We start from the raw sequence: 26,522 nt of genomic DNA, 5'->3' as shown, positions 1-26,522 counted from the left end.
CATGAATGGATATTTATTCTATTTTTCGACAAGCCTTTAGCTCGAAAACATTACTTTTTTCATAGTAATGTTTTCGAGCTTTTTTGATAGGAAAATACTTTTCATTAGCTTTAAACAGAAAGGAAAGAAGTCTATGAATCTACTGAAACAAGCCATTATAGAAAAAGGGAAGGCATTGTCCGATGAGGTATTAAAAGTAGATGCGTTCTTAAATCATCAAATTGACCCTTTCTTAATGGAGCAAATTGGTAAAGAATTTGCGGAGCGATTTCAAGGAGAAGGGATTACGAAAATCTTAACTATTGAGTCATCAGGGATTGCACCTGCTGTGATGGCAGGCCTTCAGTTACATGTTCCGGTTGTGTTTGCACGAAAGCGAAAGTCATTAACCTTAGTAGATAATTTACTAATCGCCAAAGTACATTCTTTCACTAAAGGGGAAACGAATGAAATTTCAGTTTCCAAGGATTATTTACTCGATGAGGATGTGGTATTGGTATTGGATGACTTTCTTGCGAATGGACAAGCAGCGCTAGGGTTAGTGGACATTGTTAAGCAAGCAGGAAGCACACTAGCAGGGATCGGTAGTGTGATTGAAAAAGGGTTTCAGCCTGGTGGTGATATGCTAAGAGAACAGGGTATTCGTGTTGAATCGTTAGCTATCATTGATTCATTAGCAAATAAGCAAATTACCTTTCGGGAGGAATAGTGGATGAAGACAGCAACACTAGGTATTCAACATGTATTAGCAATGTATGCGGGGGCAATTTTAGTTCCACTTATTGTCGGTTCATCACTTGGTCTAACACCAGAGCAGCTCACCTATTTAGTTGCGATTGATATTTTAATGTGTGGGGTAGCAACCTTATTTCAGGTCGCCTCGAACCGGTTCTTCGGGATTGGCTTACCGGTTGTTCTTGGGTGTACGTTTACTGCAGTGGGACCAATGATTGCGATTGGGAGTCAGTATGGGATTAATGCGATGTATGGCGCTATTATCGCCTCCGGTTTGATTGTTGTATTAGTCAGTGGAATTTTTGGGAAGCTTGTGCGTTTATTCCCACCAATTGTAACAGGAACCGTTGTAACGATTATTGGGGTCACGTTAATTCCAGTTGCGATAAACAACCTTGGTGGAGGGCAGGATGCAGAAGATTTTGGCTCCATGCTTAACATTGCATTAGGATTTGGCACATTAGTTTTTATTATCCTCATGTATCGTTTTACAAAAGGCTATCTGCGCTCTATTTCTATTTTAATCGGTTTAGTCGGTGGAACGATAATCGCGGCTATGTTGGGGAAAGTAGATTTTACAGTGGTAAAAGAAGCGTCCTTTTATCATTTACCAGAGCTATTCTATTTCGGTACACCATCATTCGAATGGGCACCAATTCTAACCCTTACATTAGTGGCGTTAGTTTCGCTAGTAGAATCTACAGGAGTCTATTTTGCATTAAGTGATATTACAGAGAAAAAAATTACAGAAAAAGATCTATCTAAAGGGTATCGTGCGGAAGGATTAGCTATTTTCCTCGGTGGTTTATTTAATGCGCTACAGTATACGACATTTTCACAAAACGTAGGGCTTGTGCAAATTACTGGGGTTAAAACAAGAAAAGTTATTGTTGTAGCTGGCGTTATTTTGATTGCTTTAGGACTAGTACCGAAGATTGCAGCATTGGCTACTATTATTCCAAATGCTGTATTAGGCGGGGCAAGTATTGCGATGTTTGGCATGGTTATTTCTCAAGGAATTAAAATGATAAGTAAAGAAATCTCGAAATCAACTGGCAATTCCATGATCGTGGCTTGTTCCATAGGAATGGGGCTTGGTGTTACAGTAGTACCAGAGCTATTTGCCAAATTACCAGAAAGTATCCAAATTATTACTAGTAACGGGATTGTAGCAGGAAGTATTACCGCAATCGTATTAAACATTCTTTTTAACATGCTACCATCAAAGAAACCAGTACCAATCATGATGGAGAAAGAAGCTTAGAAGCGCTGGTAATCATCGAGGGATTAGTGAAGTGAAAAAATAAGAGATTGGGACATAACGAAAAGAATTAAATGTAAAACCGAATGATACACCATACTAGCTCCGGAAATATACGTAGACTCCTGCGGGAGGAAAGGGCACGGTTGAGACCCCTAAAGAAGTAGCACGAGGAGGCTCACCAGCCGCCCGACGGTAAAGTAGACACTGCGAGGTTTTTTCGAGCAGATGTCGCACTTATGCTGTGATAAAGTACAAGGTAGACACTGCGATGGTTTTATCGAGCAGATGTCACCCCTGTACTGGAAGTGAAAGCGAAGTATATTTCCGGAGCGTGGTCTTTGCTCATCATTCGGTTTTTACTTTAAGATAATTTCTTTTGTCCCAATCTCTTTCATTTTTAGCCAAATAAAATATGGCTTATTAATTATTCGCCTCAAACTTATGATACGCACCATGCATTACAGGGCCAACATACTCATTTAATCTCCAGCCATGTTTAATTGCAGCAGAAACAAATTTCTTCGCATTTGTAACCGCATCTTTTACCGATTGACCATTTGCTAAATTAGCTGTAATCGCAGCTGCAAATGTACAACCAGCACCATGGTTATACGTCGTATCAATTTTTTCACTTTCAAGTAGTGTGAAATCTTTTCCATCAAAGAATAGATCCACTGCATTTTCGTGTTGAATTGCACGTCCACCTTTAATGACAACATTCTTCGCACCAAGCTCATAAATCTTAGTCGCAGCTTCCTTCATATCATCAATTGTTTTAATCGGACCAGAAGTTTGTGCTAACTGCCAAGCTTCAAATAGGTTAGGTGTTGTCACTAAAGATACTGGAAGTAATACTTCACGCATTGCATCGGTATTTTCCGGAAGAAGAAGCTCATCCTCACCTTTACATACCATAACTGGGTCCAGTACATATTTATCAATTTGGTGCTCATTAATTTTCTTCGCACCAAGCTCTATAATATCAACCGTACCGAGCATGCCTGACTTCATGGCATCGATTCCGACTGATAGTACGGTTTCTAATTGTTTTTCCACCACATCTACATCAATTGTGGTTACATTATGATTCCATCCATTCGGTTCCATCGTTACGATCGATGTTAAAGCATTCATTCCATACACACCATGTTCTTGGAATGTTTTAAGATCTGCTTGAATTCCTGCTCCACCACTTGTATCAGAACCTGCTAGGGTTAATGCTTTATTTAATGTCATAATAAATCCCCCTTGAAATTAAACCTACACAACTACTAGGATATAATATTTTTAACGTAAAATAAAGAATACATGCTTACGATTCCCTTAAATAGTATAAATTACTTTGACAAAAGTATAAGCTCTTGTAAAATAGTCATAATAGATGATACTGCAACTCGAGAAAAAGCCTCCATGTACACGTGTAATGACATGGGGGATTATTAGTTTATGGGGGTTTGAATATGGCTACAATAGAAGATTTTATGAAGCTTGATTTACGAGTAGGAACTATTTTAAAGGCAGAGGACTTCCCAGAAGCAAGGAAACCAGCGATTAAGCTTGAAATTGATTTTGGTGAACTAGGAATGAAACAATCCTCCGCACAAATTACCAAGCGCTACAGTCCTGAAAAGCTTGTCGGGCGCCAAGTTGTTGCGGTAGTTAATTTTCCCCCGAGAAGGATTGCGGGATTTAAATCAGAAGTATTAGTGCTTGGTGGCGTCCCTACCGAGGATGATGTTATTCTACTTGCTCCTGATGAAACTGTTGCAAATGGAACGAAAATATCCTAAACCGCATTGCTTATTTTCTTTGATATAAAGGAGATTGTATTATGCCAAGAAACTCAGATCGATTTATTACCTCATTTAATAGAATAGATAAGGCATTAGATAGTGAGCTAGATAGTCATAAAGGGATTGGGTTTTCCAAGGCTGTCCGCATGTTGACAAAGTATAATGCCGTTATCAGGCGATATAAAGATGATTTATTAGAGTTTGCGGAGCTAAGAAATGCGATTGTTCATAATCGAGTGGACGCGGTTCAGGTAATAGCAGAGCCACATGATTCCATAGTGGAACAAATCGAGAGGATAGAAGCGGAGATTACGAAGCCAAAGCTTGTCATTCCTCAGTTTAAAAAAGAGGTACATACGTTTGATAAAGAAGATTCCTTATCCAGTTTATTACAGGCAGTTAAGGAGAAGGGATATTCGAAATTTCCAATCTACGATGGGGCGAATTTTATAGGCTTAGTCACAGAAAATGGGATAACGAAATGGTTAGCGGAAAATAATGAGACACCGATTACAGAAGTGGCAATCGAACAAATTATGCCTTATCAGAAGGATAACAATCATGAGTTTATTGCAAAGCATGCGACTATATATGAAGCCATTGAGTTATTTAAGGATAATATGGAAAAAGGAAATCGAGTGGATGCCCTGCTCATTACAGAGAATGGGGAGAGAAGTGAGAAATTAATTGGCATTATAACGGCATGGGATATGATGGGAGTGCAGTAGGAATAGTAAAAGCCCGGGGTGAAGTCCTGGGCTTTTGCATTACTTTCTCTCGCTATCCAATTCAAATTGATTTTTACTAACGACTAAAGCCTGAAGAACTGCTCCACTAGCTTGTATCCAACCGCCAAGTGAATCAATCTTTTCACCTTCTTTAGCATGAAGGGTTTGAAATCCGGCCCAGGCTTGCATGATACTACCGATTGCTTGGAGAATAGCACCTAAATTGACAAGCACTTCATCCTTATCGAATGCCTTGTCATCCCCTGTTAGATAAAAAGGTGATAAAAGGCTTCCTAAAGCTTGAAGTAGATGACCCTTAATCGACAATTCTATCTCTGCTTTATCATCTAATTCGAATAAAATTGCCGCAACAACGATTATGTTCCCTAGGGATTCAATCACTCCACCAATCTGTTCTATACTAAATTCTTCTCCCGTATCAATAATCAAGCCATTTCCGGTTGCTTGCATGACATTTCCAATGATAATGAGATCGGATTGGGACTTTTCATTTAATTCATAGTAGGGAGTACTACTACTTGCATCAATTAATGTGCCTATCGCCTGTATCCATGTACCAAATAATTCCTGATTGTTGTCATTCATTGGCTATACCTACCCATTATAAAGCCTTTAATGTATCTTATTCCGGAAATGAGTGTAAGGTAACGAGAAAATGAAATTCTCTAGCTATTTAGTTGAAATTGAACATGAACCTCATCTATAAATTCTCCCGCTTCAAATGTTCTTTCTGAAAAGGAAACCCGATTATCGTAATCAATTGTAAGCACAGTCGAACAACGCGTACCATATCCTGGCATGTTAATAAACATAGGTGATAGCTTCTTCTCTAATTCCAGCCCAATACCGGTATCTGGAAGCAATGATTCCTCTGCTTCTTCGGCATCAGCAAGAATCTGAAATAAGTCATTTGTCTGCACGATTTCTGTTTGTTGCAAATAATGATGTAATCGCTTCTTGCCATTTTCTACTTTCGGCCAAGGTGTATTGAGAAAACGATTGCTTAAACCATGTACACCAGGTGAAAGTGACGTGATTTGATCTTCAATATTGTTATAATACGCTAGATGATCCCCATCTCCGACAAGCACATTAAAGCCAACAAAAGCCTCCTTTTTATGACGTAGTTGGTGGATATAGTCATGGGAGGATTCATCGCCTGTTAAATAATTGGATACGATATGACCTCGTGATGTTTTTCCCGGATTCATATGTGCCGGGTCACGATAATTAGTAAGGGCTGCAATTCGACCATTCCGAGAAATGCCGAGCCATGTTCCCATCTGTACTAAATCTCTACCGGCTAAAACATCTGGTTGGTCTTCCCAAAAATGTGCGGGTAACGTAGGACGCTCATAGGACTCATCCCGGTTTGCTGCTAGAACTAGCTTATAGGTTGGGTGTTCTTGTAATTGGAAAAGGATTAGACACATTGTTAAATAAAGTCCCCTCTTTTTTTCTTTTATTATAATTGGAATCTTCTCTGAATAAAATTAATTCGTAACCAGAAGTATTATTTGTTATAATGATGGCTACGAACATGTAGAAGGATATGGAAATAAATCTAACGAGAGAAGTGGACATAAAAATCCGAACTTGTGGTATCAATAATAAGAGATTAGTGAGAAAGAAGGCTGCCAAATGGTTCATCATCACCATGAAGTGGATTCGGTAGAGAATATACGAAAGGGTCCACTACTAATTGTTTTATTAACAGGGGCATTTGTTGCTATTTTAAATCAGACCTTGTTAGTTACAGCATTGCCTGTCATCAAAGAGGATTTAAATATCGATGATAATACCGTTCAGTGGTTACAGTCCATTTTTTTATTGGTGAATGGAATTATGATTCCCATTACGGCGTTTTTAATTGCTCGGTTTTCAACGAGAACCTTATTTCTTTTAGCAATGGGTTCCTTTGCTTTAGGTACGTTAATTTGTACGATTGCGCCGGAGTTCCTCACATTACTGGTCGGAAGGGTGCTTCAAGCAGCAGGGGCAGGTATTATGATGCCACTCATGCAAACCATCATGTTTCTCATTTTTCCTATTGAAAAAAGAGGTTCAGCGATGGGCTTGTTCGGGTTAATCATTTCCTTTGCTCCGGCAATTGGACCAACTTTATCTGGATATTTAATTGAGCATTACCCTTGGCGAAGTTTATTTTATGTTGTACTTCCTATTGTGATTATTGATATTGTGTTAGCGTATTTTGTACTAGTGAATGTGACGAAGCAAACATTTCCTAAGGTCGACATCTTATCAATCGTATTATCAACACTCGGGTTTGGTGGTTTATTATACGGATTCAGTACTGCCGGTTCGAGTGGTTGGCATAGTGCTGAAGTATTGTTATCAATCGTTCTTGGCGCGGCTATCCTGACTTGGTTTATTTTACGACAGCTTAAGCTAGATACGCCAATTTTAGAATTCCGGATTTTTAAAGAGAAAATCTTTACTCTAACAACCGTGCTTGGGATGACCGTATTTCTTGCCATGATCGGTGGAGCCGTTATTCTACCATTATTAATGCAGGATATGTTAGGATTCTCCCCTATGCAATCTGGATTGGCTATTTTACCAGGTGCCCTCATTATGGGGGTAATGAACCCTGTTACAGGACGATTGTTTGACCGTTTTGGTGCAAAGTGGTTATCCTTAATCGGTCTATTGCTCATTACGGTAACCACATTTATGCTAGCCGTATTAAATTCAGAAACAACCTTCACGTACATCGCATCCGTTCAAGCGGTTCGCATGCTTGGAATAGCGATGGTGATGATGCCAGTTACAACAGCAGGATTAAACCAGCTTTCTAGTGAAATGCTACCACATGGTACCGCAATGAATAATACACTTCGTCAAATGGCAGGTGCTATTGGTACCGCATTACTTGTTACAATTATGACAAGTAGCGCCATCCCAGAAGAGGGGGTCAATGGCGTGATTCATGGGGTTAATGTGGCGTTTTCTGTAGCTGGAATTATAGCGGCAGTAGGATTAGTTCTAACTTTCTTTATCAAGTATCATCACCCAGGAAGAGCTAAAGCAGGTGAATAATTCTACCCCAGGGGAATTGAATCCTCTGGGGTTTTTGTTTGTTTAGAAGGAGTATGGCTACTTCACGGCGAATAGTAGAGAGTAGGGAGGTGGAAGTATGGTCATAAAACCTAAAAAGCTACAAAAAGGAGATAAAATCGCCACCGTGAGCTTATCCTGGGGTGGTGCCGGGGACCAAGCTATAGCCTGGCGATACGAGCAAGGTGTGAAACGATTAGAGGAGATATTTGGTCTTGAGGTGGTACCGATGCCAAATAGTTTAAAGGGAAGCCAATATATTTATGAAAACCCAGAAGCACGGGCAGAAGATTTGATGACTGCATTTCAGCATAAAGAGATTAAAGGAATTATTTCGAATATTGGTGGAGATGATAGTATTCGGTTATTACCTTATATTGATTTTGAGCTAATTCGCCAGAACCCGAAGATTTTCATGGGATATTCTGATTCAACGATTACCCATTTATTCTGTTATAAAGCGGGAATTTCCTCATTCTACGGACCAGCTATTTTAACAGACTTTGCAGAAAATGTAGAAATGCATTCTTATACGATCGAAATGGTGCAGCGTACATTATTTTCTAGTGAGCCTATAGGTGAGATTTTACCTCCGCCGGAATGGACGAGTGAGTTTCTTGCTTGGGAGGAAGGGCATAACGAGAGGAAACGGAAGATGCATCCGAATTCCGGCTATGAGGTTTTACAAGGAGAAGGAGTCGTTCAAGGCCGGTTAATAGGTGGATGTGTAGAAGTATTGGAATTTGCGAAAGGTACGAGCATTTGGCCAGGCTTAGACAATTTTGACAATAGTATTCTATTCTTAGAAACCTCAGAAGAAAAACCCCATCCGAACCTGTTACGTTACTGGCTTCGAAATTATGGGGCGCAAGGAATTTTAGCTAGTATAAATGGTATGATCATAGCAAAGCCCAAGGATGAAAAATTCTATACCGAATATCAGGAAGTAATCCAGACGGTCTTGAAGGAGTATAATCGAGAGGATTTACCTGTACTATATAACCTTAGCTTCGGTCACACAGAACCAAGGTTTATTTTACCATATGGTGCAATGGCAGAAATAGACTGTGAGCGTGTTCGATTTTCCATCGTTGAAAATGGAGTGGAATAGTTTACAAACTGTCCATCATAGTAATAAGTATGGAGATTTTTAAAGTCCAAAAAGGGGATATGCCGATGAGGATTTTAGTAGTTGGTGCCAGTGGAACAATTGGGAGTGAGATTTGTAAGGCGTTAGAACATCATGATCTAATTCGTGCTGGACGAAATGGGTTAGATGTATCAGTGGATAATACATCGCCAGACAGTATTAAAGCTATGTATGAAAAAATCGGAAAAGTCGATGCAGTCGTGAATGCCGCTGGAGGCGCCAATTTCGCTTCTGTATCGGAGCTAACTCCTGAGCTGAATGAACGCGGGTTAGAAAGTAAATTAAAAGGGCAAATTAATTTAGTCCTACTAGGTTTAGATTATGTAAATGATGGTGGTAGCTTCACATTAACTACAGGTGTAATGATGGATGACCCGATTCGCATGGGAGCATCCGCTGCCATGGCTAATGGCGGAGTAAAAGCCTTCGTAAAAGCAGCAGCGATTGAAATGCCAAGAGGAATTCGCATCAACAGTGTCAGTCCAACCATTGTAGAAGAATCATTTTCGAGACTAGAGAAATACTTTGTAGGCTTTACACCAGTACCAGCTAGTAAAGTTGCAACTTTTTACCGGAAAAGTGTGGAAGGCGCACAAACCGGGCGAAATTACGAGATTTATCAATAAAAGATAACGTCAAGACAAGAAAGCCTGTCTTGGCGTTTTTTAGTAGACGGATCATTACGTGCTAGTATATGAAAAATTTACATTCGTTTAAAGAAGAGCCAATTTTGTAAAGAGGGAAGTTGTGTAAGAAGGTAATGCACGCCTCAATGCCCAAAGAATGAGGGGAAAAGGTAACAGAGAGAGCCGCTCAGTGACCTAAATGTGGAAGAAGCAGCCAAAAAGGTAACAGAGGGACCCCCTCAGTGCCCTAAATGTGGAAGAAGCAGTGAAAAAGGTAACAGAGGGACCCGCTCAGTGCCCTAAATGGGTAAGAAGCAGCAAAAAAAGGTAATAGAGGGATCCGCTCAGTGCCCTAAATGCGGAAGAAACAGTTAAAAAGGTAACAGAGAAGGCGGATCAGTTCCCTTAATTGAAAGAAACAGCGTAAGAAGGTAACCGACGCTACGCCTCAATGCCCTTATTAACAAAGGATGAGGAAAAAAGGTAACAGATCCCATAATCCCTCGTGCTTCCCATTGTGTTAAACTTAAAAGAAAAGGAGTAGGTGTGCCAGTGGTAAAAGCGATTATTTTCGATTTGGACGATACGTTATTAGATGACAGAAGAAGTATTCAGGAAGCGATGCGGGTAACGTGTGAACAAGCTGCCGAGAAATACGACATCGATTCGGAAGCATTGGAAGCGAAAGTACGTGACATTGCACGGGAGCGTTACATGGCATATGAGACATATGCCTTCGCGAAAAAAATAGGAATTAATCCGTTTGAGGGGCTTTGGGGAACATTTGATGATCCCTTTGAAGAGTTTCAAACTTTACATAATATCGCACCCGAATACCAGTTTCACGTGTGGACAAAGGCTTTACAGTCTATTGGTATAAAGGATGAGGAATTTGCACGGGAATTAGCAAAGGCCTTCCCAGAGCACCGGAAGAATGTACCTTATGTTTATGCGGATACGTATACGGTCTTGGACAAGTTAAAGAATCACTATGCGTTGTACATGCTAACAAACGGTGCACCTTCACTACAACGAACCAAGCTTGCGTTATCACCACGATTAGAGCAATACGTTACTCGTGTGTTTATCTCAGGAGACTTCGGTATTGGCAAGCCAGATCCGTCCATCTTTACATATGTACTAGAAAGTATTGGAATAACAAGTGATGATGCCATCATGGTTGGGGATAATTTGAACACGGATATACTAGGGGCAAATCGAGTAGGAATGAGGAATGTATGGATTAACCGGAACGGACTGGAGGCGACAGATATTCTACCAACCTATGAGATTAAGAATCTTACAGAGCTTATTCCACTTATGGACAGCATATCCAAAGGAAAAGCTCGTGCCGATGTATGATGAGGCAAGCATGCTGCCAGATCTAAAATATTGCTCGGAATCTAGCAGAAATTAAACATGGGTGAGCCTATGTAGTGGAAAAAGGAGGCTCACCCAGTTATCTATACACTATTTTGTCTTTTTACATCATTTTGTCTAAACCAAGCTTACATATCGTTATAAATCGATTATCCTAACTTGGTGAATCTCCCGAAGCTGCAGGAGCTCTTGCAACACCTGATCATGGACATGCTTATCCACTGTTAGCATCATGATCGCATCGCCACCTATATTAGACCGATCCACCTGCATCGTAGCGATATTGACCTCATGCTTGGCTAATAGGCTACCCATTTTTCCAATGACACCAGGCTGGTCCGTATGGTGGATAACAATGATATGCCCTAAAGGGGTAATATCGACACGGTAATGATCGACTTTAACAATACGCGGACCTAATCCACTAAGTACAGTTCCAGCGACACTACGAGTTCCGTTTTTAGTTTTCATCTTTACTGTAATCAAGTTGGAAAATCCTTTTTTCGTATAGGTTTTATTTTCGTGAATTTCAATGCCTCTTTTTTTCGCGAGATAAAGGGCGTTAACTTCATTAACATGGGTTCCAAGATGGCGCTTTAGCATACCTTTTACGACTTTCCTGCTTAGTGGGGATAGGTCATGCTTTATCAGGTCTCCGGTATAGGTAATGGTTATTTCCTCGACTACCTCATCGGTCAAATAAATAAGAAATTCTCCAAGCTTTTCACAGATTGGAAAATACGGTTCCACCTTTCGCAGTAGCTCATTGTCAAGGGATGGCATGTTGACAGGATTTCTGACTGGGTCGCCATTAAAGAACCGTAGGATATCTTGACTAACATCGATGGCGACATTTTCTTGTGCTTCGATTGTACTTGCTCCTAGATGTGGTGTAGCAATAACCTCATGTAGCTCTAATAATTTATGGTTCAGGAAGGGCTCTTCCTCCAGTACGTCTAAGGCAGCACCCGCTACCTTTTTGGATACTATTGCATCATATAAGGCGTCCTCATCAATAATCCCACCACGGGCACAATTAATAATTTGCACGCCTGGTTTCATTTTGTGAAAGGCTTCCTTATTTAGTAGATGCCTAGTCTCCTTTAATAATGGGGTATGGACAGTAATGAAATCCGCAATTCGTAGGACATCATCGAGGCTGCCATACTCAATCCCCATTTTCTCTGCTTTTTCTTTCGTTAGAAAAGGGTCATATGCGATAACATTCATTCGTTGTCCTCTTGCACGGTAAGCAACTTCTGCTCCAATACGCCCTAGTCCAATAATGCCAAGTGTTTTATTTTTCAGCTCGACGCCAATATAGGATTTACGATCCCACTTTTGCTGTTTTAAAGCAAGGTAGGCTTGGGGGATGTTTCGTGCTAGTGCCATTAACATAGCCATCGTATGCTCAGCGGCCGAATTCGTATTTCCATTTGGTGCATTCACAACTATAATGCCATGTTCGGTGGCGGCTTCCATCGCAATATTATCCACACCGACACCTGCGCGACCGATAATTTTGAGATTGCTAGCACGCTCCATTAACTCCCTTGTTACTTGGGTTTGGCTTCGAACGATAAGGGCATCAAATGCGCCGATGTTTTCTAGCAATTGTTCTGTATTCCAGCTTGGATTCAGCACCATATGGATATGGGAAGCCTCTTGGAGTGGTTTTATGCCATCTTCACTTAAAGGATCAGAGATTAATAGATTATATTTCTTCATGGGCTTCCTCCTCTTAGGTATGCAAGTTGAGCGGCATTGACTCCAATTCCGACATTGTATAGGACACCAAGCTTAGCCAAGCCTAATTCGATACAGCTAATCGTCTGTAAAATATCTGCTGGTGTACAGTAGCCCATATGGCCAATGCGAAAAATCTTCCCTTTTAACTGCTGTTGTCCACCTGCTAGCACAAGTCCGAACTCCTTTTTGACCAATTGTCTTACGTTATCTGGGTGAAAGTTAAATGGCTGAATTGCTGTTACGGTTGGGGAAGCATCTGTATCATTAGTCAACAATGGAATTCCGTGCGCTTCAAAAGCAGCTCGAGTCATCTGTTTCATGAGCTGATGTCTTTTCCAAACATTAGCAAGACCTTCTGATTCAAGTAATTGAAGTGATTGTTCTAGACCATATAATAAGGAAATCGCGGGTGTGAATGGTGTGGAGTCAAGTTGCTGGTTATCTCGGTATTTTCTAAGGTCTAGATAAAAGCGTGGGTGCTGATTATGTTCGATCTTGTTCCAAGCATTCTTACTGGCTGCTATGAATACGAGTCCTGGTGGGAGCATCAATGCTTTTTGGGAGCCTGTTACACATACATCGATTTGCCATTCGTCCATGTTCATTTCCACTCCGCCAATACTAGATACACCGTCTACAATGAATAGGGCATCTGTGACTTCCTTTATAGAAGCAGCGAGTTCTTGGATAGGATTTAAAACACCTGTAGACGTTTCACAGTGAGTGGCAAAAACAGCTTTAATAAACGGGTGGTGCAGTAGATAGTCTTGAATCTCTTCAGGGTGAAGCGCCACTCCCCAAGGGTAATCCAACCTATGTACGTGCAGGTTATAAGCTTCACAAATTTTGACAAAGCGGTCACCGAAAGCCCCAGTAACCACGACAAGGACTTCATCACCAGGAGTTACGGTATTAACGACTGCAGCTTCCATACCTGATGTACCAGAACCAGCAACGATAGCTACGTCTTCCTTAGTACCAAATAACTTCCTTAATTTCGGCTTGATATGCTTCAGTAAATCTTTTGTCTCTTGGTCACGATGGCCGATCATCGGTTTTGTCATAGCTCGTTGAACACTTGGTGGGATTGGGGTTGGACCGGGGATGCGCATTAGTTGATAATCGTTTAACATAAACTACTCCTTTCGTATGCTTTCCTATTTGCTAAAAAAACATCAGGATTAACCTAATGCTTTCTTCTAAAACGTCGGCGGATTCTTGCTGTTACGTTCTCTTCTGGGTTATCATTTAATTGTTCCTTCGGTTGTTTAGTAAAGGCAAGGCGATTAGAAAGAAAATATAAGCCCTCTTCAAGTACAATTAATAGCACGATAATCAAAATAATCCAAAACCACATAGAGGCGCCTCCTGAAAAAATATCTAATTCATTTTCTTACATTTTACCAAAGTTCTAGAAAATATTTTATAGTTTTTTATTTATTTCAACAAATCAAGGGGGATTACCATGAATAAATCAACAATCGTTACAGTAGTGGGAAGCATTAATATGGATCTAACGGTTACCACTGATCGAGTACCAGAAAAGGGAGAAACCGTAATGGGGAAAAACTTTGCCACCTACCCTGGTGGTAAGGGAGCCAATCAGGCAGTCGCAGCTGCAAGACTAGGTGCTACCGTGCAATTAATTGGAGCGGTGGGGGATGACACCTTTGGGAAAAGCTTACGAGAGAATCTGCAGAGAGAAGGAATTGATACAACAGGTGTTGAGATAAAAGAAGGGATTGCTACCGGTACAGCAACAATTATATTAGCAGAGCAAGATAATCGGATTATCGTGGCACCAGGAGCAAATTCACATGTAACCAAAGATATGGTAGCGAAATATGAGGAACAAATTAAGAATAGTGATGTGGTACTGCTACAGTTAGAAATTCCAATAGAAACCATTTTTTATGTTACAAGCTTAGCACACCGATTCGAAGTTCCGGTTATTGTCAATCCAGCTTCTTATCAACAGCTGCCGGAAGAAGTATATCAAGCGGCTACTTTTATTACACCGAATGAAGGGGAAGCAAAGGAGATGTTCTCCGAGATTTCACCTGAAGGACTTCAGGACAAGCTCATCATCACGAAAGGTTCAGAGGGAACGCTATATGTTGATCATAAGAAAGAAAAACTAGTGCCAGCCTATTCGGTTTCCGTACAGGATACAACTGGAGCAGGGGATACCTTTAATGGTGCACTTGCCGTTCTAATCGGCGGGGGAGCAACCCGAGAAGCAGCTATCCAATTTGCCAATGCGGCTGCCGGATTATCCGTTACAAAAATAGGAGCACAAGCTGGTATGCCGACAAGTGAGCAAGTATTGGAGTTTATGCAGAAGAATAAATAGGGGGGAGAGTCCCCCTATTTTATCCCCATACCTCTTTCGTAATATCCACAATAAACTTCAATTTCGCCCATTGCTGTTCTTCCGTTAACTTATTTCCATGATGAGTAGAAGAAAATCCACACTGTGGACTTAATGCAAGCTGCTCCAGCGGCACATAGTGACTGGCTTCTTGAATACGGCGCTTAATTTCTTCTTTATCTTCTAATTCACCAAACTTTGAAGTAACAAGACCTAATACAACACATGCGCCACCTTTAGGGATGTAATTTAATGGCTTGAAATCACCAGACCGCTCGTCATCATACTCTAGGAAAAATCCATTCACCTTTTCTTTTGCAAATAATGTTGGTGCAATCTGTGCATAGCTACCTTCAAATGCCCATCTAGATTCATAGTTTCCCCGACAGAGATGGGTGGTAACATATAAATCATCTGGTTTATCCTCTAATACACTGTTGACGACATGAAGGGATAGCTCAATTAATTCCTCACGGGAGAGTTCAGGCTCATATGCTACTAGACTATCTGCATTCAGACCAGTAATATAAACATCGTCTAATTGTATATATCGGACACCGATATCGTAAAAGGCCTTTAACGCATCCCGGTAGGCTTGGATAACATCCTTCGCATATTCCTCGACAGTAGGATAAACCGCCGTGTTTCGAATACCACGATGGAATAATTGGTTAGGACTAGGAATGGTTTGCTTGGCAACGGCACGTCCAGCTACTATTTCATTAAATAATTTAAAGTCTTCAAGGAATGGATGATCCTCATTAAAGGAGATCTTGCCGATATTGCGAACATCATATGGTTCTGTTTCCACGCCTTGAAACTTAATTCCTCTTTCCGGCACATAGCCTTCAAATCCATTTAGATTTTCAAGAAAATCAATATGCCACCATGAGCGGCGAAATTCTCCATCGGTCACTAGCTCAAGCCCGACTTCAATTTGTTTATCCACGATACGCTGTAGTTCCTTGTTTTCTACTTCTCTCAGTTCCTCCTTAGTAATATTGCCATTCTTATAGTCTTCTCTTGCTTTTAATAGATTTTCCGGGCGTAGTAAGCTCCCTACATGGTCAGCTCGAAATGGCGCTTGAAATGTTTTGGTAGTCATATTAATTCCTTCTTTCTTTTTGATTATAGTGGGATTTGCTTCTAGTTTTTTTCTTTTAACAAAGTTACTTTCTATGGTAATAACGCAAAAGACCGTACGGGAAATCCGGATGCGCCTTTTGCTTTTGGAACGATGTTAAAGATAACGGCGCCCTTAGCAGGTACCTTATCTAGATTAGTAAGCAGCTCTATTTGGTAAGTATCCTGGTTCAGCACGTAATATTCGCCTACTAGTGCTCCATTTTTTCGGTAATCTACCGCAGAATCTGTATCAAACGTTTCATGGCCGATAGCTTTGATTTGACGTTCTTCAAATAGGAATTTCAGGGCATCTAGTCCCCAACCTGGTGCATGGGCATTGCCATCTTCATCTTTATTTTCGAATAAAGCGCGATCAGGCCAATGTTTACTCCAATCGGTTCTCAGCGCGACAAAGCTTCCTGCCTCAATTAGACCATGCTCTGCTTCAAAAGCTAGAATGTCGCTTGTAGATAGCGTAAAGTCGTTATCCGTAGCTGCTTCCTTTGATTTATCAATGACTACAAGAGGTAACACAAGCTCTTTTAAGTCTAAATCCGCTAGATATCTTCTATCCCGTACAAAATGGATTGGTGCATCCAGGTGTGTACCATATTGCCCGGGGAAGGTAAAGCTTTGCGCAAAGAAACCATCATCATGGGTAAATAAGGTTTTAAATTCCGCTGCTTCAAATGCAGAAAAGTGTGGTGAATCGGGACCAAAGGCATGCGTTAGGTCCACCCACTCTTTTTCCTTTAATTGTTCCATTGCTTTTAATACGTCATTCGTGTTGTTCCGGATTTCGTTTGTCATTTCCTCACCTCATTTATTTAGTAAACAATCAAAAAACCTCTTCTTTATAAATAAGAAGAGGCTAAACAAATTTAGGTTAGGTGCTCTTCTTATCTTCTAGCAAATGCTACTGGAATTGGCACAGTACTCAAAATGAGTCCGCTGCCGAGGCTTCAAAGGGCCAGTCCCTCCACCTCTCTGGATAAGAATCGGTCATTTAATTGTTACTATTCACTCTACATCGCTCCAAAGAGTATGTCAAGCTATAATTTTCTATATATTAAAAAATTATAATGATTCCATTAGTCGTTATTGGTATGATGAGTATATCGAAACCAAAAGGTGGGTGTTCTATGACACAACTTAGTCCGGATGAAAAGAGAGAAATCGTTCGCGAGGAACTTCATCAATTAGTGAAGGCGCGATACATCAATATGAATGTCGCAGCCAAAATTGTCCAGGCACATACAAAATATTATCAAACTATATCACGAGTGAACCAAATCAGGCAGGAAACGGTAAAGCAGGAACAGCCAAAGAAAGAACCAACAGTCACCATCACCCCTCAACCTACAAGCTTAGCGCCGAAAAACGAAGCCGTTCAATCGAAGCCGATTACGAAAGAGAAGAAGACGTTATCAGAAAAACAGGTGAGGGATCGGAATATTACCTGGGGCTTGAATCTCGGTGTAATCCTATTACTTTTAGGGGGATTAGTTCTTGCGACGAGTACATGGGATACACTTGGTGCTTGGGCGAAAACAGGACTAATCTCAACGGTTGCTATTTTGTTTTATGGATTGGCAGGCTTAACTAGCAGAATTCTCCAAATAACGAAAACAGCATTTGCATTTCTTGTGTTAGGTAGCTTGTTTTTACCAATTATCGTTGTATCTGTCGGCTATTTTGAGCTATTTGGAAGTTATTTCTCCTTTTCTGGAGAGGGGAAATTTTTATTGGGGGCAATCGGAACTTTATTCATTCTCCCTATATATACTTACTTTGCTTTTACGCAATCATCCCGTCTTTTTGTCTGGTTTTCGTATATAGCAATTAGTGTGTTCGTCGGTCTTTTGCTAGCAGCGTTATACGTACCGGTAGATGTTTTTTATCTAGGGATCATGGTATACAATGCTGCTTTAATCATCGGTTATCGGTTGCTAAAGGAGAAGAAGCGATTAAAGCCTTTTATTACGGAATTCATTCCATTTATACAAGCAAATCTCATCCTATCTACCTTATTCATGCTCATGTTCTATGATCAAGCATGGATGTATAGCTTTAATTTATTAGTAACTGCAGTTATCTACTTTTCGATGATATTTGTTACCAAGCACCAATCCTATCATTTCGTGTTTACAGCTATGGTCGTTTATGGTGGCTACCAGCTAGTGGAAAACTCAATATTGGCAGGTGTTGGCGAGATAGCTTATGCATTGTTAGGGGTATTTTTCATCGTTTTACCAAAGCTGATGAAGGATGCAGGATCTTTACAGAAAATATTTCAAGTTACGAGTGCGGTCGTCTCAGTTCTAGCATTTATATATATTACCTTTGAAGGGCTAATGATAAGAGCAGGCGAGGGCTCACTTGTTTTATTTCTTGCCTATGTTATTATGGCACTTCATTTTGCTTACCTTGCTTCACTTGTTACGAATAAGCTATTCCATTATTTAAGTCCTATTTTCTTAGTAAGTGCTTTGTATCAGCTTACTTTACTAGGTCAAGAGTGGATTGGTTATGAATCTATTATTCTTCCTGGATTTATATTGGCTTATCTTTTTTATATGCTAGGTGGTTGTCTCATAAACGTATCACGTTGGCAGCCAATGAAGAATAGTACGCGTGATGTGAGTAGTATTGCGATGATTTTTTGTTTATTCGCAAGCTTTGTTATGTTCGAGGACCTTGAGCTAAGTATTATGCTATTCTTCCTTGCTGGATTGGCGATTGTCATGAATACGTATGAAACACGTACGCATTTGCTACAGATGGCACCATGGTTGCATGGGGTAGCATTAGGATTAGCCGTTACCGTTTTATATAGTCATGTTGCACGACAAGATGCACCATACCTTGAGGATGCTTTTCTAACTATGGGAATCGTACTCGGTAGTATAGTCGTTTTAGCCGGTAGCTATAGTTGGAAAACGATGAATCAGAAGAAGTTCGCAGAGAGTAGTTTTTATCTTGCCCAATTGTTCTATGGAATTGGTATGCTAGGGAGCTTAACACTGGAGCCAGTGACTAGTGCGTTGATTACATTGGGTGGAATAGCAATGGCTTATTTGCTATACCGGAAAACAAGCTGGACTGCTATTCCCTATGTCCTTGCCAGCTTTTCTCTATTTTTCTATTTCCATCTTCTGCATATTATTCATGAGAGGATAGCCACAATTCCAGAAGTGTTCGAATGGTTCGAATGGATATTAGGAACGATATTGCTACTAGGTGTTGGATTCGTTAGCGGTAAAAAGGATTTCCTAATGCAACGAGCTTTTCACTGGGTGGGGCAAATTTACTTGCCATTAGCGTTAATTCTTACGAGCATTATTAATGGAGCAGATGCATTATGGGCATTTCTACTAGCAACGGCTATCTATGGGATTACCGTTACATTGGTTAAGAAGGAATGGCAACGGAAAACATTTTTCTATGCAGGCTGGACGACATTCTGGATTTCCCTTCCATTAGCCCTTTCCAAATGGGACTGGAATCTTGACCATATTTACACGTATTTCATCGTTAGTCTGTTGTTGTTTGTAGGTTGGATGATTGGAGATTGCGAATGGAAAAAACGAATCGCCTATTATTTTATCCCGTTCTCTAGTATCGGTATCTTCGGGTTTGTGATGAGCTATTCCCATGATGCTATCTCATTTGGAATAACCCTCTTATATGGAGCACTTGTCATGTACGTGTTACACCGTATGAAATGGGATATATTAACCATTCTCCCATTATTATTGCTATACGTAGGGACGATAAATTTCGGAAATACACCCGAGATGCTAGCATATAAGCCATACATTTATGCTTCATTTGCTGTGGTGGGATTAATAGTCGGCCGGATAATCTATCCAACGCTTTATCAATTAGAGACAAAACAATTTAAACTAGATTGGTATACGTTCATAGGATTTCTTGCATGCCTTAATGTATATCAGTTCAGCATTTTCACGGATCAGTTAGCTTTCAAGCTTCTTCCAGGTGTCTTAATCGTCACTGGATTACTACTTAATCGAAACCGTGTGGCAGACATTTCTGCAACATGGATCACATTTGCTGCTTTTGTCTTTGCACTACAACCATATTATGCACTGCTAGGTCACATAGAAATCGTGCCATTATTCGAAAGAGAATGCTATGTACTACCTTGGATCTTAGTCGTTATTGTTCTAAGAAAATCCGTCCTGAAGGAAAAGAAAGAAGTAGCGAACTATATTCAGTGGACCGTACTAGTCATCGTAGCACTTTTACTAGTACAGGACGGCTTAGCGAGCAACACAATATATGATGCATTAATCATCGGTGCACTATCCTTGGCATCACTCATTGCAGGTATGATCTATCAAATAAAGTCCTTCTTCTTTGTGGGCGCAGGCGTACTCTTATTCAACGTACTAATGCAAACAAGACCATACTGGGGTAACCTACCATGGTGGGGTTATCTGTTAATCGCTGGATCAATTTTAATTACGATTGCTAGCTACAATGAATGGCAAAAGCAGAAATCATCAGAAGGAAAAAAGACACTCGTAACAAAATTTAAAAAGCATGTAATCGAGCGGATGAAGAAGTGGGATTAATGTGTTTTAGAGGTGAATGAGGGAGTGTTGGTTGTTGGGGAGTGGGTGCGGAGTTCGCGCGGGAATGTTTGGAAGTCGCGCGAGGAAGGTGAGAAATCGCGCGGGAATTCCGGAGTTCGCGCGGGAATCCCTGAAATTCGCGCGGGGAAGTCGAGAAATCGCGCGAGAACCCAGAGGTCGCGCGAAAAACCCAAGAGGTCGCGCGAAAATCCCAAGAAGTCGCGCGAAAATCCCGAGAGGTCGCGCGGAAACCCAGAATCGCGCGGGAATCCCCGAAATTCGCGCGAGAATGCCAAGAAATCGCGCGGGAATCCCCGAAATTCGCGCGAAAAAGCCAAGAAATCGCGCGGGAATCCCAAAAAATCGCGCGAGAACCCAGAGGTCGCGCGAAAATCCCAAGAAGTCGCGCGAAAAACCCGAGAGGTCGCGCGAAAAAACCGAGAGGTCGCGCGAAAACCCAGAATCGCGCGGGAATCCCCGAAATTCGCGCGAGAATGCCAAGAAATCGCGCGGGAATCCCAAGAAATCGAGCGAGAACCCAGAAGCCGCGCACAAAACTCCAAGAAGTCGCGCAAAAGCCCCCGGAAACCGCGCCCCCCCTCCCCCCCCACACAAAATTACCAAACCCACAAGCTTCTCTATATTTGTTGACTTGTAAAGCCTTTCAATGGTTAGAATGAAAGTAGAATAAAATTCACTTAAAAGGAGATCTATCACCATGTCCCAACAAAGTATTGTATTTTTTGATATAGACGGTACATTATTAGATCACGAGAAGAAATTACCACGTTCGACGAAGGAAGCAATTCAGGAGTTACAAAGAAAAGGGCATATTGTCGCCATTGCAACAGGGCGTGGACCATTTATGTTTAAAAATCTATTGAAAGAATTAGGGATCAACACGTATGTTAGCTATAACGGGCAATATGTCGTAGTTGAAGGAGAGGAAGTCTACACGAACTCTTTACAGATGCCCACATTAAAGAACCTGACCGATCAAGCTTTAGCTAATGGGCATCCAGTTCTCTTTATGGATCCTGACGGTATGAATGCTAATGTACCAGAACATCCACATATAACGGAAAGTATTAGTGAATTAAAAATTGGCTTGCCTAGCTATAATCCACATTACTATGAGGATAATGCTATTTTCCAGTCGCTTTTATTTTGTGTGGAAGAGGAAGAGCAGCAGTACATAGATGCATTCCCAGAGTTTGACTTTGTCCGCTGGCATCGCTTAAGTACCGATATATTGCCGAAAGGTGGATCGAAAGCATATGGAATTGAAAAAGTAATGGAGAAATTACATATTCCTGAGGAAAACAGATATGCATTTGGTGATGGGTTAAATGATGTAGAAATGCTTACCAAAATTCCTAATAGTGTCGCGATGGGAAATGGAGTGGAAGAAGCCAAGAACGCTGCTAAATTTGTGACCAAGTCTGTTGATGAAGATGGAATTCTACATGGGTTGAAAATGGTAGGATTGTTATAAGGGATAGTGCTTATCATTTTATATTACAGTAAGATGCTTGCCATGTTATGATAGGTGTAACGTTATAAATAAAGGAATGTCTAATATGAATTTTGTTTCGATCGATTTTGAGACAGCGAATGAAAAGCGTCATAGTCCTTGTGCCGTCGGGATTGTGATTGCCGATGAGAAGGAAATACTAGATGAATATTATAGTTTAATCAATCCGGAAACTTATTTTAATCCATTTAATGTACGTGTACACGGTATTGTAGAAGAAGATGTATTGGATGCTAGGACGTTCTCTGAGATTTGGCCAACATTAGAAACCTACTTATCAGGTAATCTGGTTGTCGCGCATAATGCAAGCTTTGATATGAGTGTCATTCGTCAATCATTGGATAGAGGCAGCATGACATATCCGGAATTAGATTATCTTTGTACAGCCAACATTGCCAAGCACGTCTGGCCAGAGCTAGAAAATCATAAGTTAAACACACTGGCAGCTCATCATGGCTTCGCTTTAAATCACCATAATGCATTAGAGGATGCACGTGTTGCGGCAAAGGTAATGCAAAAAGCAATGGAATCCGTAGAATCCGATTCGATTGATGCCTTTTTGAAGCAATGTCAGATTACAAAGGGTAGAATTTTTGAGCGAGGATATTACCCACCGAAAGTGAAACGGACACAAAAGAAAAAACCTACTACCTTATATTTTTAGATCAACTACTAGGGGAGATACAGCTAAACAGTCGCTGTATCTTCTTTTTATTAAGTGAAATTTTAACCTTATTCATTGCACAATAATTAGATATCCAAACTCAAATAGTGTATTCTTTTGTTAAACATAATTTGGTAATAACAGGAGGTTTTTTCATGAATAAGAAACGCTGGTTTGCGCTACTTGTGGCAGTAGTATTATTTATCCTTTCCACAGGGTTTCAGCTCGTAACAAGTGTTGCAAGTACAAATTTTGAACAGTTGTTTGCTTTTCCAGAAAGTAAATTTAAAGAAGAGGTAGTGGAAACAGGAACAAATGGAAAAATTGTAGTATTACAGCTGGATGGTGTGATTCAAGATACAACACCAAGTACGCTTTTAAATACTACATCCTATAACCATCGAAAATTTTTAGAGATGATTGAAGAGGCTGGCAGTGACCCAAGTGTCGATGGTATCATTCTTCGAGTCAATACACCTGGTGGTGGAGTCGTAGAGAGCGCGGAAATACATGATAAAATCGTAGAGGTCCAAGAAGAAACGGAAAAGCCTGTATATGTATCAATGGGTAATACGGCTGCATCTGGTGGCTATTACATTTCAGCCCCTGCAGATAAAATCTTTGCTCATCCAGCGACTTTGACTGGTTCAATTGGTGTCATTATGCAAGGCTATGATCTGTCTGGATTAACAGATAAACTTGGCATTGAATTTAATACTATTAAAAGTGGTGAGTACAAGGATATCATGTCTACTTTCCGTGAAATGACGGATGATGAAAGAGAACTATTGCAGGCAATGATTGATGATATGTATGCCGACTTTGTTCAGGTGATTGTGGATGGTAGGGATATGTCAGAAAATCAAGTTCGGGAGCTTGGTGATGGTCGGGTATACACTGGTAGCCAGGCAAAAGAAAATGGATTAGTTGATGAGCTTGGAACATTAGAGGATACAATTGAAATCATGAAGGAAGATCTAGGGCTAACGAATGCAAAAGTGGTTCGATATAATAATGCTGTTGGTTTTGAGCAATTTTTAGGAATGTCTGTTCAAAGCTTATTTGGTAAAGATCAGGAATTGGTTAATATGCTACAGATAGTCCAAGAATCAAATACACCAAGAGCAATGTACCTATACTCAAATTAAGGAGGGCCAACGATGAGCGAAGCAAGTTTAAGTTATCAACATGCTGCATCCAGTTCGGAGCAACGTTTTGCCGGCTTTTGGATGCGATTTTGGGCATATGTCTTAGATATAGTGGTTATCTCCAGTTTGAATGGTATTTTGCTGTCTCCCTTTAAATTTGTGAATGATGGAATTGCCATTAGCATTGGATTATGGACTGTAACAGGGGTAATCGCGTCAATTGTCTACTTTGCCTATTTTCTTTTCATGACGAAATTTTTTGGGCAAACATTAGGAAAGATGATCTTAGGAATTAGAGTAATTCGTGAGGATGAACAATCTCTCAAATGGAGCGACGTCTTTTTCAGGGAGGTCATTGGACGATTTATTTATCGTGTGTTTTCCATCCTAATGGTTCTCTATATTATTGTTGGGTTTACCGAAGAGAAACAAGGATTACATGATATGATTGCCAGTACGAGAGTGGTTTTTGATAGGTAATGAGAGACACGGGGATATTCCCGTGTCTCTTTCCATTTTTAATAATCCATTTCTATTGCTTTTGTAGCGTTCACCATATCATTTTCTAAAAGTCTTTCAATATCATATGAAGGGTAAAAACTATTTTCATACATGAAATTAAATACATCGGCGTGAGTTTTTATCGCGTTTTGTAGGTGTCTTGCTAATGTTTCTCGTACTGCTGGTGTTGCGGTTTCTGTAATGGCAATGGCATAGTTGCGAACTGAGGTTTTCGCGAATGCTAAAAGATCTCCAGCATAGAATCCCGTATCTAATTCGTGATGACTGCTTTGGTCAGCTCGCGGTGCCAAAGCATAGAATTGCAGAAGCTCTTGAAGATTTCTTTCTAAGCCTTGAATTGTGTTCTGGTATAGCGTGCGAAGGCGCGGGTCTTCAACACTCCCAATTGCCTTTTTTAATTTCATTAACCCTACAGATTGAAAAGCTACTAATTCATGTATTTCAAGTGTTTCATGCCAAGCTAAGTGCTGAGGCTGTCTGTCCATCGACATTTCCATCGTATTTCCTCCTAGTAAGTAGTCATTTTAACTATATTCAGGTATAGAAGAGGAGGAAGCTTGTTAGGCCTAATATAGGCGAATATCATGATAAGTAATGGATAGATTTCATAGGGACTTGTATTAAGTCCCTAGCTACTTTTCATTATATTGTTTGAAGTCTTCTCGTAATTTCCTTATTTCCGCAGTCTGCGTGAGAAAGGTTATTATTGAGTCTTCTGATTGCATCAAATAGTGCAAAGATACCAGCGAAAATGGCTATTAACATTAATAAATGCTTTTTCTCCCCTCCTTCTCATTCATTTAAGTAAAATGTAGCAGTTAAATTTCTATAACGCCAAAGTGTTGTTACAACGGTTAATTAGATATGTTGAAAATCCTATAACAGATTTTATTCGCTCTTCGTTTGAAGCGAAATCTTCGAGCCTATTATGTTGACGAATGTGAATGGCATGCTTTATGATATCGTGCCACTCTTTTGGGATATGCTGTAATCCATATTCCCCTGCATCCAATTTTGAAATGATATCATGCTCCTTTAGAGTATAGAACTGGCGCAGCAACCCAAGAACAGTCCATTCTACTTCATCATCAATTAAATCAGTCGGTAAGGAACTAATTTCTTTTATTGATTTCTCATATGATTGAATCCGATTTACCCAATAAGAATTCATATTATCCAGGACATATGAAACTAATTGATGGGAATGAATTTCGTTATGAAAGGTATTCGGTTCTGGCCCTACTATATTAATCGCCTTGGTGTTAAACAACCACCATGTGATAGGATTAAAGTTGAAGTAATCCCCGAATGCTAGCTTACCTTCATTAAAATAAGGATAAAGAATTTTACTGTTATGATCTAGTTTTCCTACATCTTCTCGAATAATATATACGCCGTCCATGTCTGGCTTTTTATATGTATTTGCTAATTGCGTATGAATAAAGGACAAAGCTTGTGCATCGTTCTTGGTCAAACGACGGCTTGTTATCGTAATAAAGTCGATATCACTCGAGTTCTCAACATAAGCATCAAGCGCGATTGAACCATGGATATATAACCCATCAAGTGTGTTGGGTAGATGCTTTTTATAGAGGCTAATATATTCATTTAATACTGTTTCAACAATTGGTGGTAATGTGGACACTATTTTTCTCTCCTTTCTATATTCCTGTTATTTGTTGTTTACTTGATAATTGGACATGTGCCCGAGCGAAAGGAAGATGCACCTGATAAAGTGAACCATGCGCTCTAGAGAATACCCCTACCTAATCAAAAACAGCAGACGTGAACTCAAACCAAATTGCTAAAGAACAACTCAGTTTCACTAACAGATCTGTTAGTCGAAGTTTTAGGATGAGCCCTTAATTAATTCACCCTTCCAATTAATTTAAGTAAATAATATTCAAAATATTCAACTATATAATAACATAATAGAACCCGTGAGTGTAATCCTAAAGTCGAATTAAGAAGATTAGTATAAAGTTTTGTAAAGTATATTGTTTCTATTAATTATCTGAATTAAAATAATTAATAGA

25 protein-coding genes and 1 riboswitch are annotated in these 26,522 nt (G+C 40.1%); of the genes, 14 read left to right on the top strand and 11 right to left on the bottom strand.

Features of this window, described 5'->3' with window-relative positions; genetic code table 11:
* The first annotated feature begins 133 nt into the window (after positions 1–133).
* Both MKY78_RS03325 and MKY78_RS03320 read left to right on the top strand, forming a co-directional pair.
* The gene (locus MKY78_RS03325) at positions 134–709 is read left to right on the top strand and encodes a xanthine phosphoribosyltransferase (protein ID WP_339216192.1); all 576 of its coding nucleotides are present in this window, start codon (positions 134–136) and stop codon (positions 707–709) included.
* A gap of 3 nt (positions 710–712) precedes the next feature.
* Positions 713–1,999 carry a nucleobase:cation symporter-2 family protein gene (locus MKY78_RS03320; RefSeq protein WP_339216190.1) on the top strand — a complete coding sequence of 429 codons (1,287 nt, stop codon included), beginning with the start codon at positions 713–715 and terminating at the stop codon, positions 1,997–1,999.
* A 420-nt stretch (positions 2,000–2,419) separates the two neighbouring features.
* Here the strand turns inward: MKY78_RS03320 and pdxK are convergent, their stop codons facing one another.
* Positions 2,420–3,235, bottom strand: a complete 816-nt coding sequence (pdxK, locus tag MKY78_RS03315) for a pyridoxine/pyridoxal/pyridoxamine kinase (protein WP_339216188.1) — start codon at positions 3,233–3,235, stop codon at positions 2,420–2,422.
* Positions 3,236–3,459: 224 nt separating this feature from the next.
* Between pdxK and csaA the strand changes: the two genes are divergently transcribed.
* Positions 3,460–3,789, top strand: a complete 330-nt coding sequence (csaA, locus tag MKY78_RS03310) for a chaperone CsaA (protein ID WP_339216186.1) — start codon at positions 3,460–3,462, stop codon at positions 3,787–3,789.
* 41 nt (positions 3,790–3,830) lie between these two features.
* On the top strand, positions 3,831–4,520 hold the full coding sequence (locus tag MKY78_RS03305; protein WP_339216184.1) for a CBS domain-containing protein: 690 nt from the start codon (positions 3,831–3,833) through the stop codon (positions 4,518–4,520).
* A gap of 39 nt (positions 4,521–4,559) precedes the next feature.
* Here the strand turns inward: MKY78_RS03305 and MKY78_RS03300 are convergent, their stop codons facing one another.
* On the bottom strand, positions 4,560–5,126 hold the full coding sequence (locus MKY78_RS03300) for a hypothetical protein (RefSeq protein WP_339216182.1): 567 nt from the start codon (positions 5,124–5,126) through the stop codon (positions 4,560–4,562).
* Positions 5,127–5,206: 80 nt separating this feature from the next.
* Positions 5,207–5,974, bottom strand: coding sequence for an NRDE family protein (locus MKY78_RS03295; protein WP_339216180.1), 768 nt, complete (start codon positions 5,972–5,974; stop codon positions 5,207–5,209).
* Between the two features lie 208 nt (positions 5,975–6,182).
* Between MKY78_RS03295 and MKY78_RS03290 the strand changes: the two genes are divergently transcribed.
* The 4 genes from MKY78_RS03290 to MKY78_RS03275 all read left to right on the top strand — a co-directional run bounded on the left by MKY78_RS03290 (position 6,183) and on the right by MKY78_RS03275 (position 10,757).
* Positions 6,183–7,601 carry a DHA2 family efflux MFS transporter permease subunit gene (locus tag MKY78_RS03290; RefSeq protein ID WP_339216179.1) on the top strand — a complete coding sequence of 473 codons (1,419 nt, stop codon included), beginning with the start codon at positions 6,183–6,185 and terminating at the stop codon, positions 7,599–7,601.
* Between the two features lie 97 nt (positions 7,602–7,698).
* Positions 7,699–8,730: a S66 peptidase family protein gene (locus tag MKY78_RS03285; RefSeq protein ID WP_339216177.1), complete on the top strand. Its 1,032-nt coding sequence runs from the start codon at positions 7,699–7,701 to the stop codon at positions 8,728–8,730.
* Between the two features lie 65 nt (positions 8,731–8,795).
* Positions 8,796–9,395, top strand: a complete 600-nt coding sequence (locus MKY78_RS03280) for a short chain dehydrogenase (protein ID WP_339216175.1) — start codon at positions 8,796–8,798, stop codon at positions 9,393–9,395.
* A 552-nt stretch (positions 9,396–9,947) separates the two neighbouring features.
* Complete coding sequence (locus tag MKY78_RS03275; protein WP_339216173.1) at positions 9,948–10,757, top strand: HAD family hydrolase; 810 nt, start codon at positions 9,948–9,950, stop codon at positions 10,755–10,757.
* Positions 10,758–10,913: 156 nt separating this feature from the next.
* Here the strand turns inward: MKY78_RS03275 and serA are convergent, their stop codons facing one another.
* From serA to MKY78_RS03260, 3 genes are read right to left on the bottom strand one after another with little or no spacing between them, the layout of a single operon-like run.
* Positions 10,914–12,503, bottom strand: a complete 1,590-nt coding sequence (serA, locus tag MKY78_RS03270; RefSeq protein ID WP_339216171.1) for a phosphoglycerate dehydrogenase — start codon at positions 12,501–12,503, stop codon at positions 10,914–10,916.
* Positions 12,500–13,657: an alanine--glyoxylate aminotransferase family protein gene (locus MKY78_RS03265; protein WP_339216169.1), complete on the bottom strand. Its 1,158-nt coding sequence runs from the start codon at positions 13,655–13,657 to the stop codon at positions 12,500–12,502. Before MKY78_RS03265 ends, serA begins: the two co-directional genes overlap by 4 nt.
* A gap of 53 nt (positions 13,658–13,710) precedes the next feature.
* Positions 13,711–13,881, bottom strand: a complete 171-nt coding sequence (locus MKY78_RS03260) for a hypothetical protein (protein ID WP_339216167.1) — start codon at positions 13,879–13,881, stop codon at positions 13,711–13,713.
* A 108-nt stretch (positions 13,882–13,989) separates the two neighbouring features.
* Here MKY78_RS03260 and rbsK point away from each other — a divergent pair, with 108 nt between their 5' ends.
* Complete coding sequence (gene rbsK / locus MKY78_RS03255; RefSeq protein WP_339216165.1) at positions 13,990–14,877, top strand: ribokinase; 888 nt, start codon at positions 13,990–13,992, stop codon at positions 14,875–14,877.
* A gap of 19 nt (positions 14,878–14,896) precedes the next feature.
* On the opposite strand, the gene MKY78_RS03250 is transcribed toward rbsK, so the two are convergent.
* Together MKY78_RS03250 and MKY78_RS03245 are read right to left on the bottom strand one after the other, a co-directional pair.
* Positions 14,897–16,000 carry a 5-methyltetrahydropteroyltriglutamate--homocysteine S-methyltransferase gene (locus MKY78_RS03250; protein ID WP_339216163.1) on the bottom strand — a complete coding sequence of 368 codons (1,104 nt, stop codon included), beginning with the start codon at positions 15,998–16,000 and terminating at the stop codon, positions 14,897–14,899.
* Between the two features lie 71 nt (positions 16,001–16,071).
* Positions 16,072–16,830: a cyclase family protein gene (locus MKY78_RS03245; RefSeq protein ID WP_339216161.1), complete on the bottom strand. Its 759-nt coding sequence runs from the start codon at positions 16,828–16,830 to the stop codon at positions 16,072–16,074.
* An 86-nt stretch (positions 16,831–16,916) separates the two neighbouring features.
* Positions 16,917–17,018: riboswitch (SAM riboswitch) on the bottom strand.
* 144 nt (positions 17,019–17,162) lie between these two features.
* Between MKY78_RS03245 and MKY78_RS03240 the strand changes: the two genes are divergently transcribed.
* Positions 17,163–20,618, top strand: coding sequence for a hypothetical protein (locus MKY78_RS03240; protein WP_339216159.1), 3,456 nt, complete (start codon positions 17,163–17,165; stop codon positions 20,616–20,618).
* Here the strand turns inward: MKY78_RS03240 and MKY78_RS03235 are convergent.
* A complete protein-coding gene (locus MKY78_RS03235; RefSeq protein WP_339216157.1) occupies positions 20,615–21,181 on the bottom strand; it encodes a hypothetical protein in 567 nt (188 codons plus the stop codon). The genes MKY78_RS03240 and MKY78_RS03235 overlap by 4 nt on opposite strands.
* Positions 21,182–21,336: 155 nt before the next feature.
* On the opposite strand from MKY78_RS03235, the gene MKY78_RS03230 reads away from it, so the two are divergent.
* The 4 genes from MKY78_RS03230 to MKY78_RS03215 all read left to right on the top strand — a co-directional run bounded on the left by MKY78_RS03230 (position 21,337) and on the right by MKY78_RS03215 (position 24,444).
* Positions 21,337–22,113, top strand: coding sequence for a Cof-type HAD-IIB family hydrolase (locus MKY78_RS03230; protein WP_339216155.1), 777 nt, complete (start codon positions 21,337–21,339; stop codon positions 22,111–22,113).
* 85 nt (positions 22,114–22,198) lie between these two features.
* Positions 22,199–22,816: a 3'-5' exonuclease gene (locus MKY78_RS03225; protein ID WP_339216153.1), complete on the top strand. Its 618-nt coding sequence runs from the start codon at positions 22,199–22,201 to the stop codon at positions 22,814–22,816.
* A 155-nt stretch (positions 22,817–22,971) separates the two neighbouring features.
* Complete coding sequence (gene sppA, locus MKY78_RS03220) at positions 22,972–23,964, top strand: signal peptide peptidase SppA (protein ID WP_339216151.1); 993 nt, start codon at positions 22,972–22,974, stop codon at positions 23,962–23,964.
* Positions 23,965–23,976: 12 nt separating this feature from the next.
* Positions 23,977–24,444, top strand: a complete 468-nt coding sequence (locus MKY78_RS03215) for an RDD family protein (RefSeq protein ID WP_339216149.1) — start codon at positions 23,977–23,979, stop codon at positions 24,442–24,444.
* Positions 24,445–24,482: 38 nt separating this feature from the next.
* Here MKY78_RS03215 and MKY78_RS03210 read toward each other — a convergent pair whose 3' ends face one another.
* Positions 24,483–24,983 (bottom strand): spore coat protein, encoded by a 501-nt coding sequence (locus MKY78_RS03210; protein ID WP_339216147.1) that lies wholly within the window; start codon positions 24,981–24,983, stop codon positions 24,483–24,485.
* Between the two features lie 329 nt (positions 24,984–25,312).
* Positions 25,313–26,131 carry an aminoglycoside adenylyltransferase domain-containing protein gene (locus tag MKY78_RS03205; protein ID WP_339216145.1) on the bottom strand — a complete coding sequence of 273 codons (819 nt, stop codon included), beginning with the start codon at positions 26,129–26,131 and terminating at the stop codon, positions 25,313–25,315.
* Positions 26,132–26,522 lie beyond the last annotated feature (391 nt).

This window comes from Ornithinibacillus sp. FSL M8-0202 (assembly GCF_037975285.1).
Taxonomy (GTDB): Bacteria; Bacillota; Bacilli; order Bacillales; family Amphibacillaceae; genus Ornithinibacillus; species Ornithinibacillus massiliensis.
Note: the sequence above shows the minus strand (reverse complement) of the source record. Positions and strands in the feature narration are given on the sequence as shown.

What these genes read in the sequence shown, in the direction of transcription:
- rbsK (WP_339216165.1), top strand. Translation starts at nt 13,990, where the DNA reads ATGAATAAATCAACAATCGTTACAGTAGTGGGAAGCATTAATATGGAT.
- MKY78_RS03305 (WP_339216184.1), top strand. Translation starts at nt 3,831, where the DNA reads ATGCCAAGAAACTCAGATCGATTTATTACCTCATTTAATAGAATAGAT.
- MKY78_RS03260 (WP_339216167.1), bottom strand. Translation starts at nt 13,881, where the DNA reads ATGTGGTTTTGGATTATTTTGATTATCGTGCTATTAATTGTACTTGAA.
- MKY78_RS03280 (WP_339216175.1), top strand. Translation starts at nt 8,796, where the DNA reads ATGAGGATTTTAGTAGTTGGTGCCAGTGGAACAATTGGGAGTGAGATT.
- MKY78_RS03230 (WP_339216155.1), top strand. Translation starts at nt 21,337, where the DNA reads ATGTCCCAACAAAGTATTGTATTTTTTGATATAGACGGTACATTATTA.
- MKY78_RS03325 (WP_339216192.1), top strand. Translation starts at nt 134, where the DNA reads ATGAATCTACTGAAACAAGCCATTATAGAAAAAGGGAAGGCATTGTCC.
- serA (WP_339216171.1), bottom strand. Translation starts at nt 12,503, where the DNA reads ATGAAGAAATATAATCTATTAATCTCTGATCCTTTAAGTGAAGATGGC.
- sppA (WP_339216151.1), top strand. Translation starts at nt 22,972, where the DNA reads ATGAATAAGAAACGCTGGTTTGCGCTACTTGTGGCAGTAGTATTATTT.
- csaA (WP_339216186.1), top strand. Translation starts at nt 3,460, where the DNA reads ATGGCTACAATAGAAGATTTTATGAAGCTTGATTTACGAGTAGGAACT.
- MKY78_RS03290 (WP_339216179.1), top strand. Translation starts at nt 6,183, where the DNA reads ATGGTTCATCATCACCATGAAGTGGATTCGGTAGAGAATATACGAAAG.
- MKY78_RS03300 (WP_339216182.1), bottom strand. Translation starts at nt 5,126, where the DNA reads ATGAATGACAACAATCAGGAATTATTTGGTACATGGATACAGGCGATA.
- MKY78_RS03285 (WP_339216177.1), top strand. Translation starts at nt 7,699, where the DNA reads ATGGTCATAAAACCTAAAAAGCTACAAAAAGGAGATAAAATCGCCACC.
- MKY78_RS03320 (WP_339216190.1), top strand. Translation starts at nt 713, where the DNA reads ATGAAGACAGCAACACTAGGTATTCAACATGTATTAGCAATGTATGCG.
- MKY78_RS03250 (WP_339216163.1), bottom strand. Translation starts at nt 16,000, where the DNA reads ATGACTACCAAAACATTTCAAGCGCCATTTCGAGCTGACCATGTAGGG.
- MKY78_RS03215 (WP_339216149.1), top strand. Translation starts at nt 23,977, where the DNA reads ATGAGCGAAGCAAGTTTAAGTTATCAACATGCTGCATCCAGTTCGGAG.
- MKY78_RS03210 (WP_339216147.1), bottom strand. Translation starts at nt 24,983, where the DNA reads ATGGAAATGTCGATGGACAGACAGCCTCAGCACTTAGCTTGGCATGAA.
- MKY78_RS03225 (WP_339216153.1), top strand. Translation starts at nt 22,199, where the DNA reads ATGAATTTTGTTTCGATCGATTTTGAGACAGCGAATGAAAAGCGTCAT.
- MKY78_RS03240 (WP_339216159.1), top strand. Translation starts at nt 17,163, where the DNA reads ATGACACAACTTAGTCCGGATGAAAAGAGAGAAATCGTTCGCGAGGAA.
- pdxK (WP_339216188.1), bottom strand. Translation starts at nt 3,235, where the DNA reads ATGACATTAAATAAAGCATTAACCCTAGCAGGTTCTGATACAAGTGGT.
- MKY78_RS03265 (WP_339216169.1), bottom strand. Translation starts at nt 13,657, where the DNA reads ATGTTAAACGATTATCAACTAATGCGCATCCCCGGTCCAACCCCAATC.
- MKY78_RS03245 (WP_339216161.1), bottom strand. Translation starts at nt 16,830, where the DNA reads ATGACAAACGAAATCCGGAACAACACGAATGACGTATTAAAAGCAATG.
- MKY78_RS03295 (WP_339216180.1), bottom strand. Translation starts at nt 5,974, where the DNA reads ATGTGTCTAATCCTTTTCCAATTACAAGAACACCCAACCTATAAGCTA.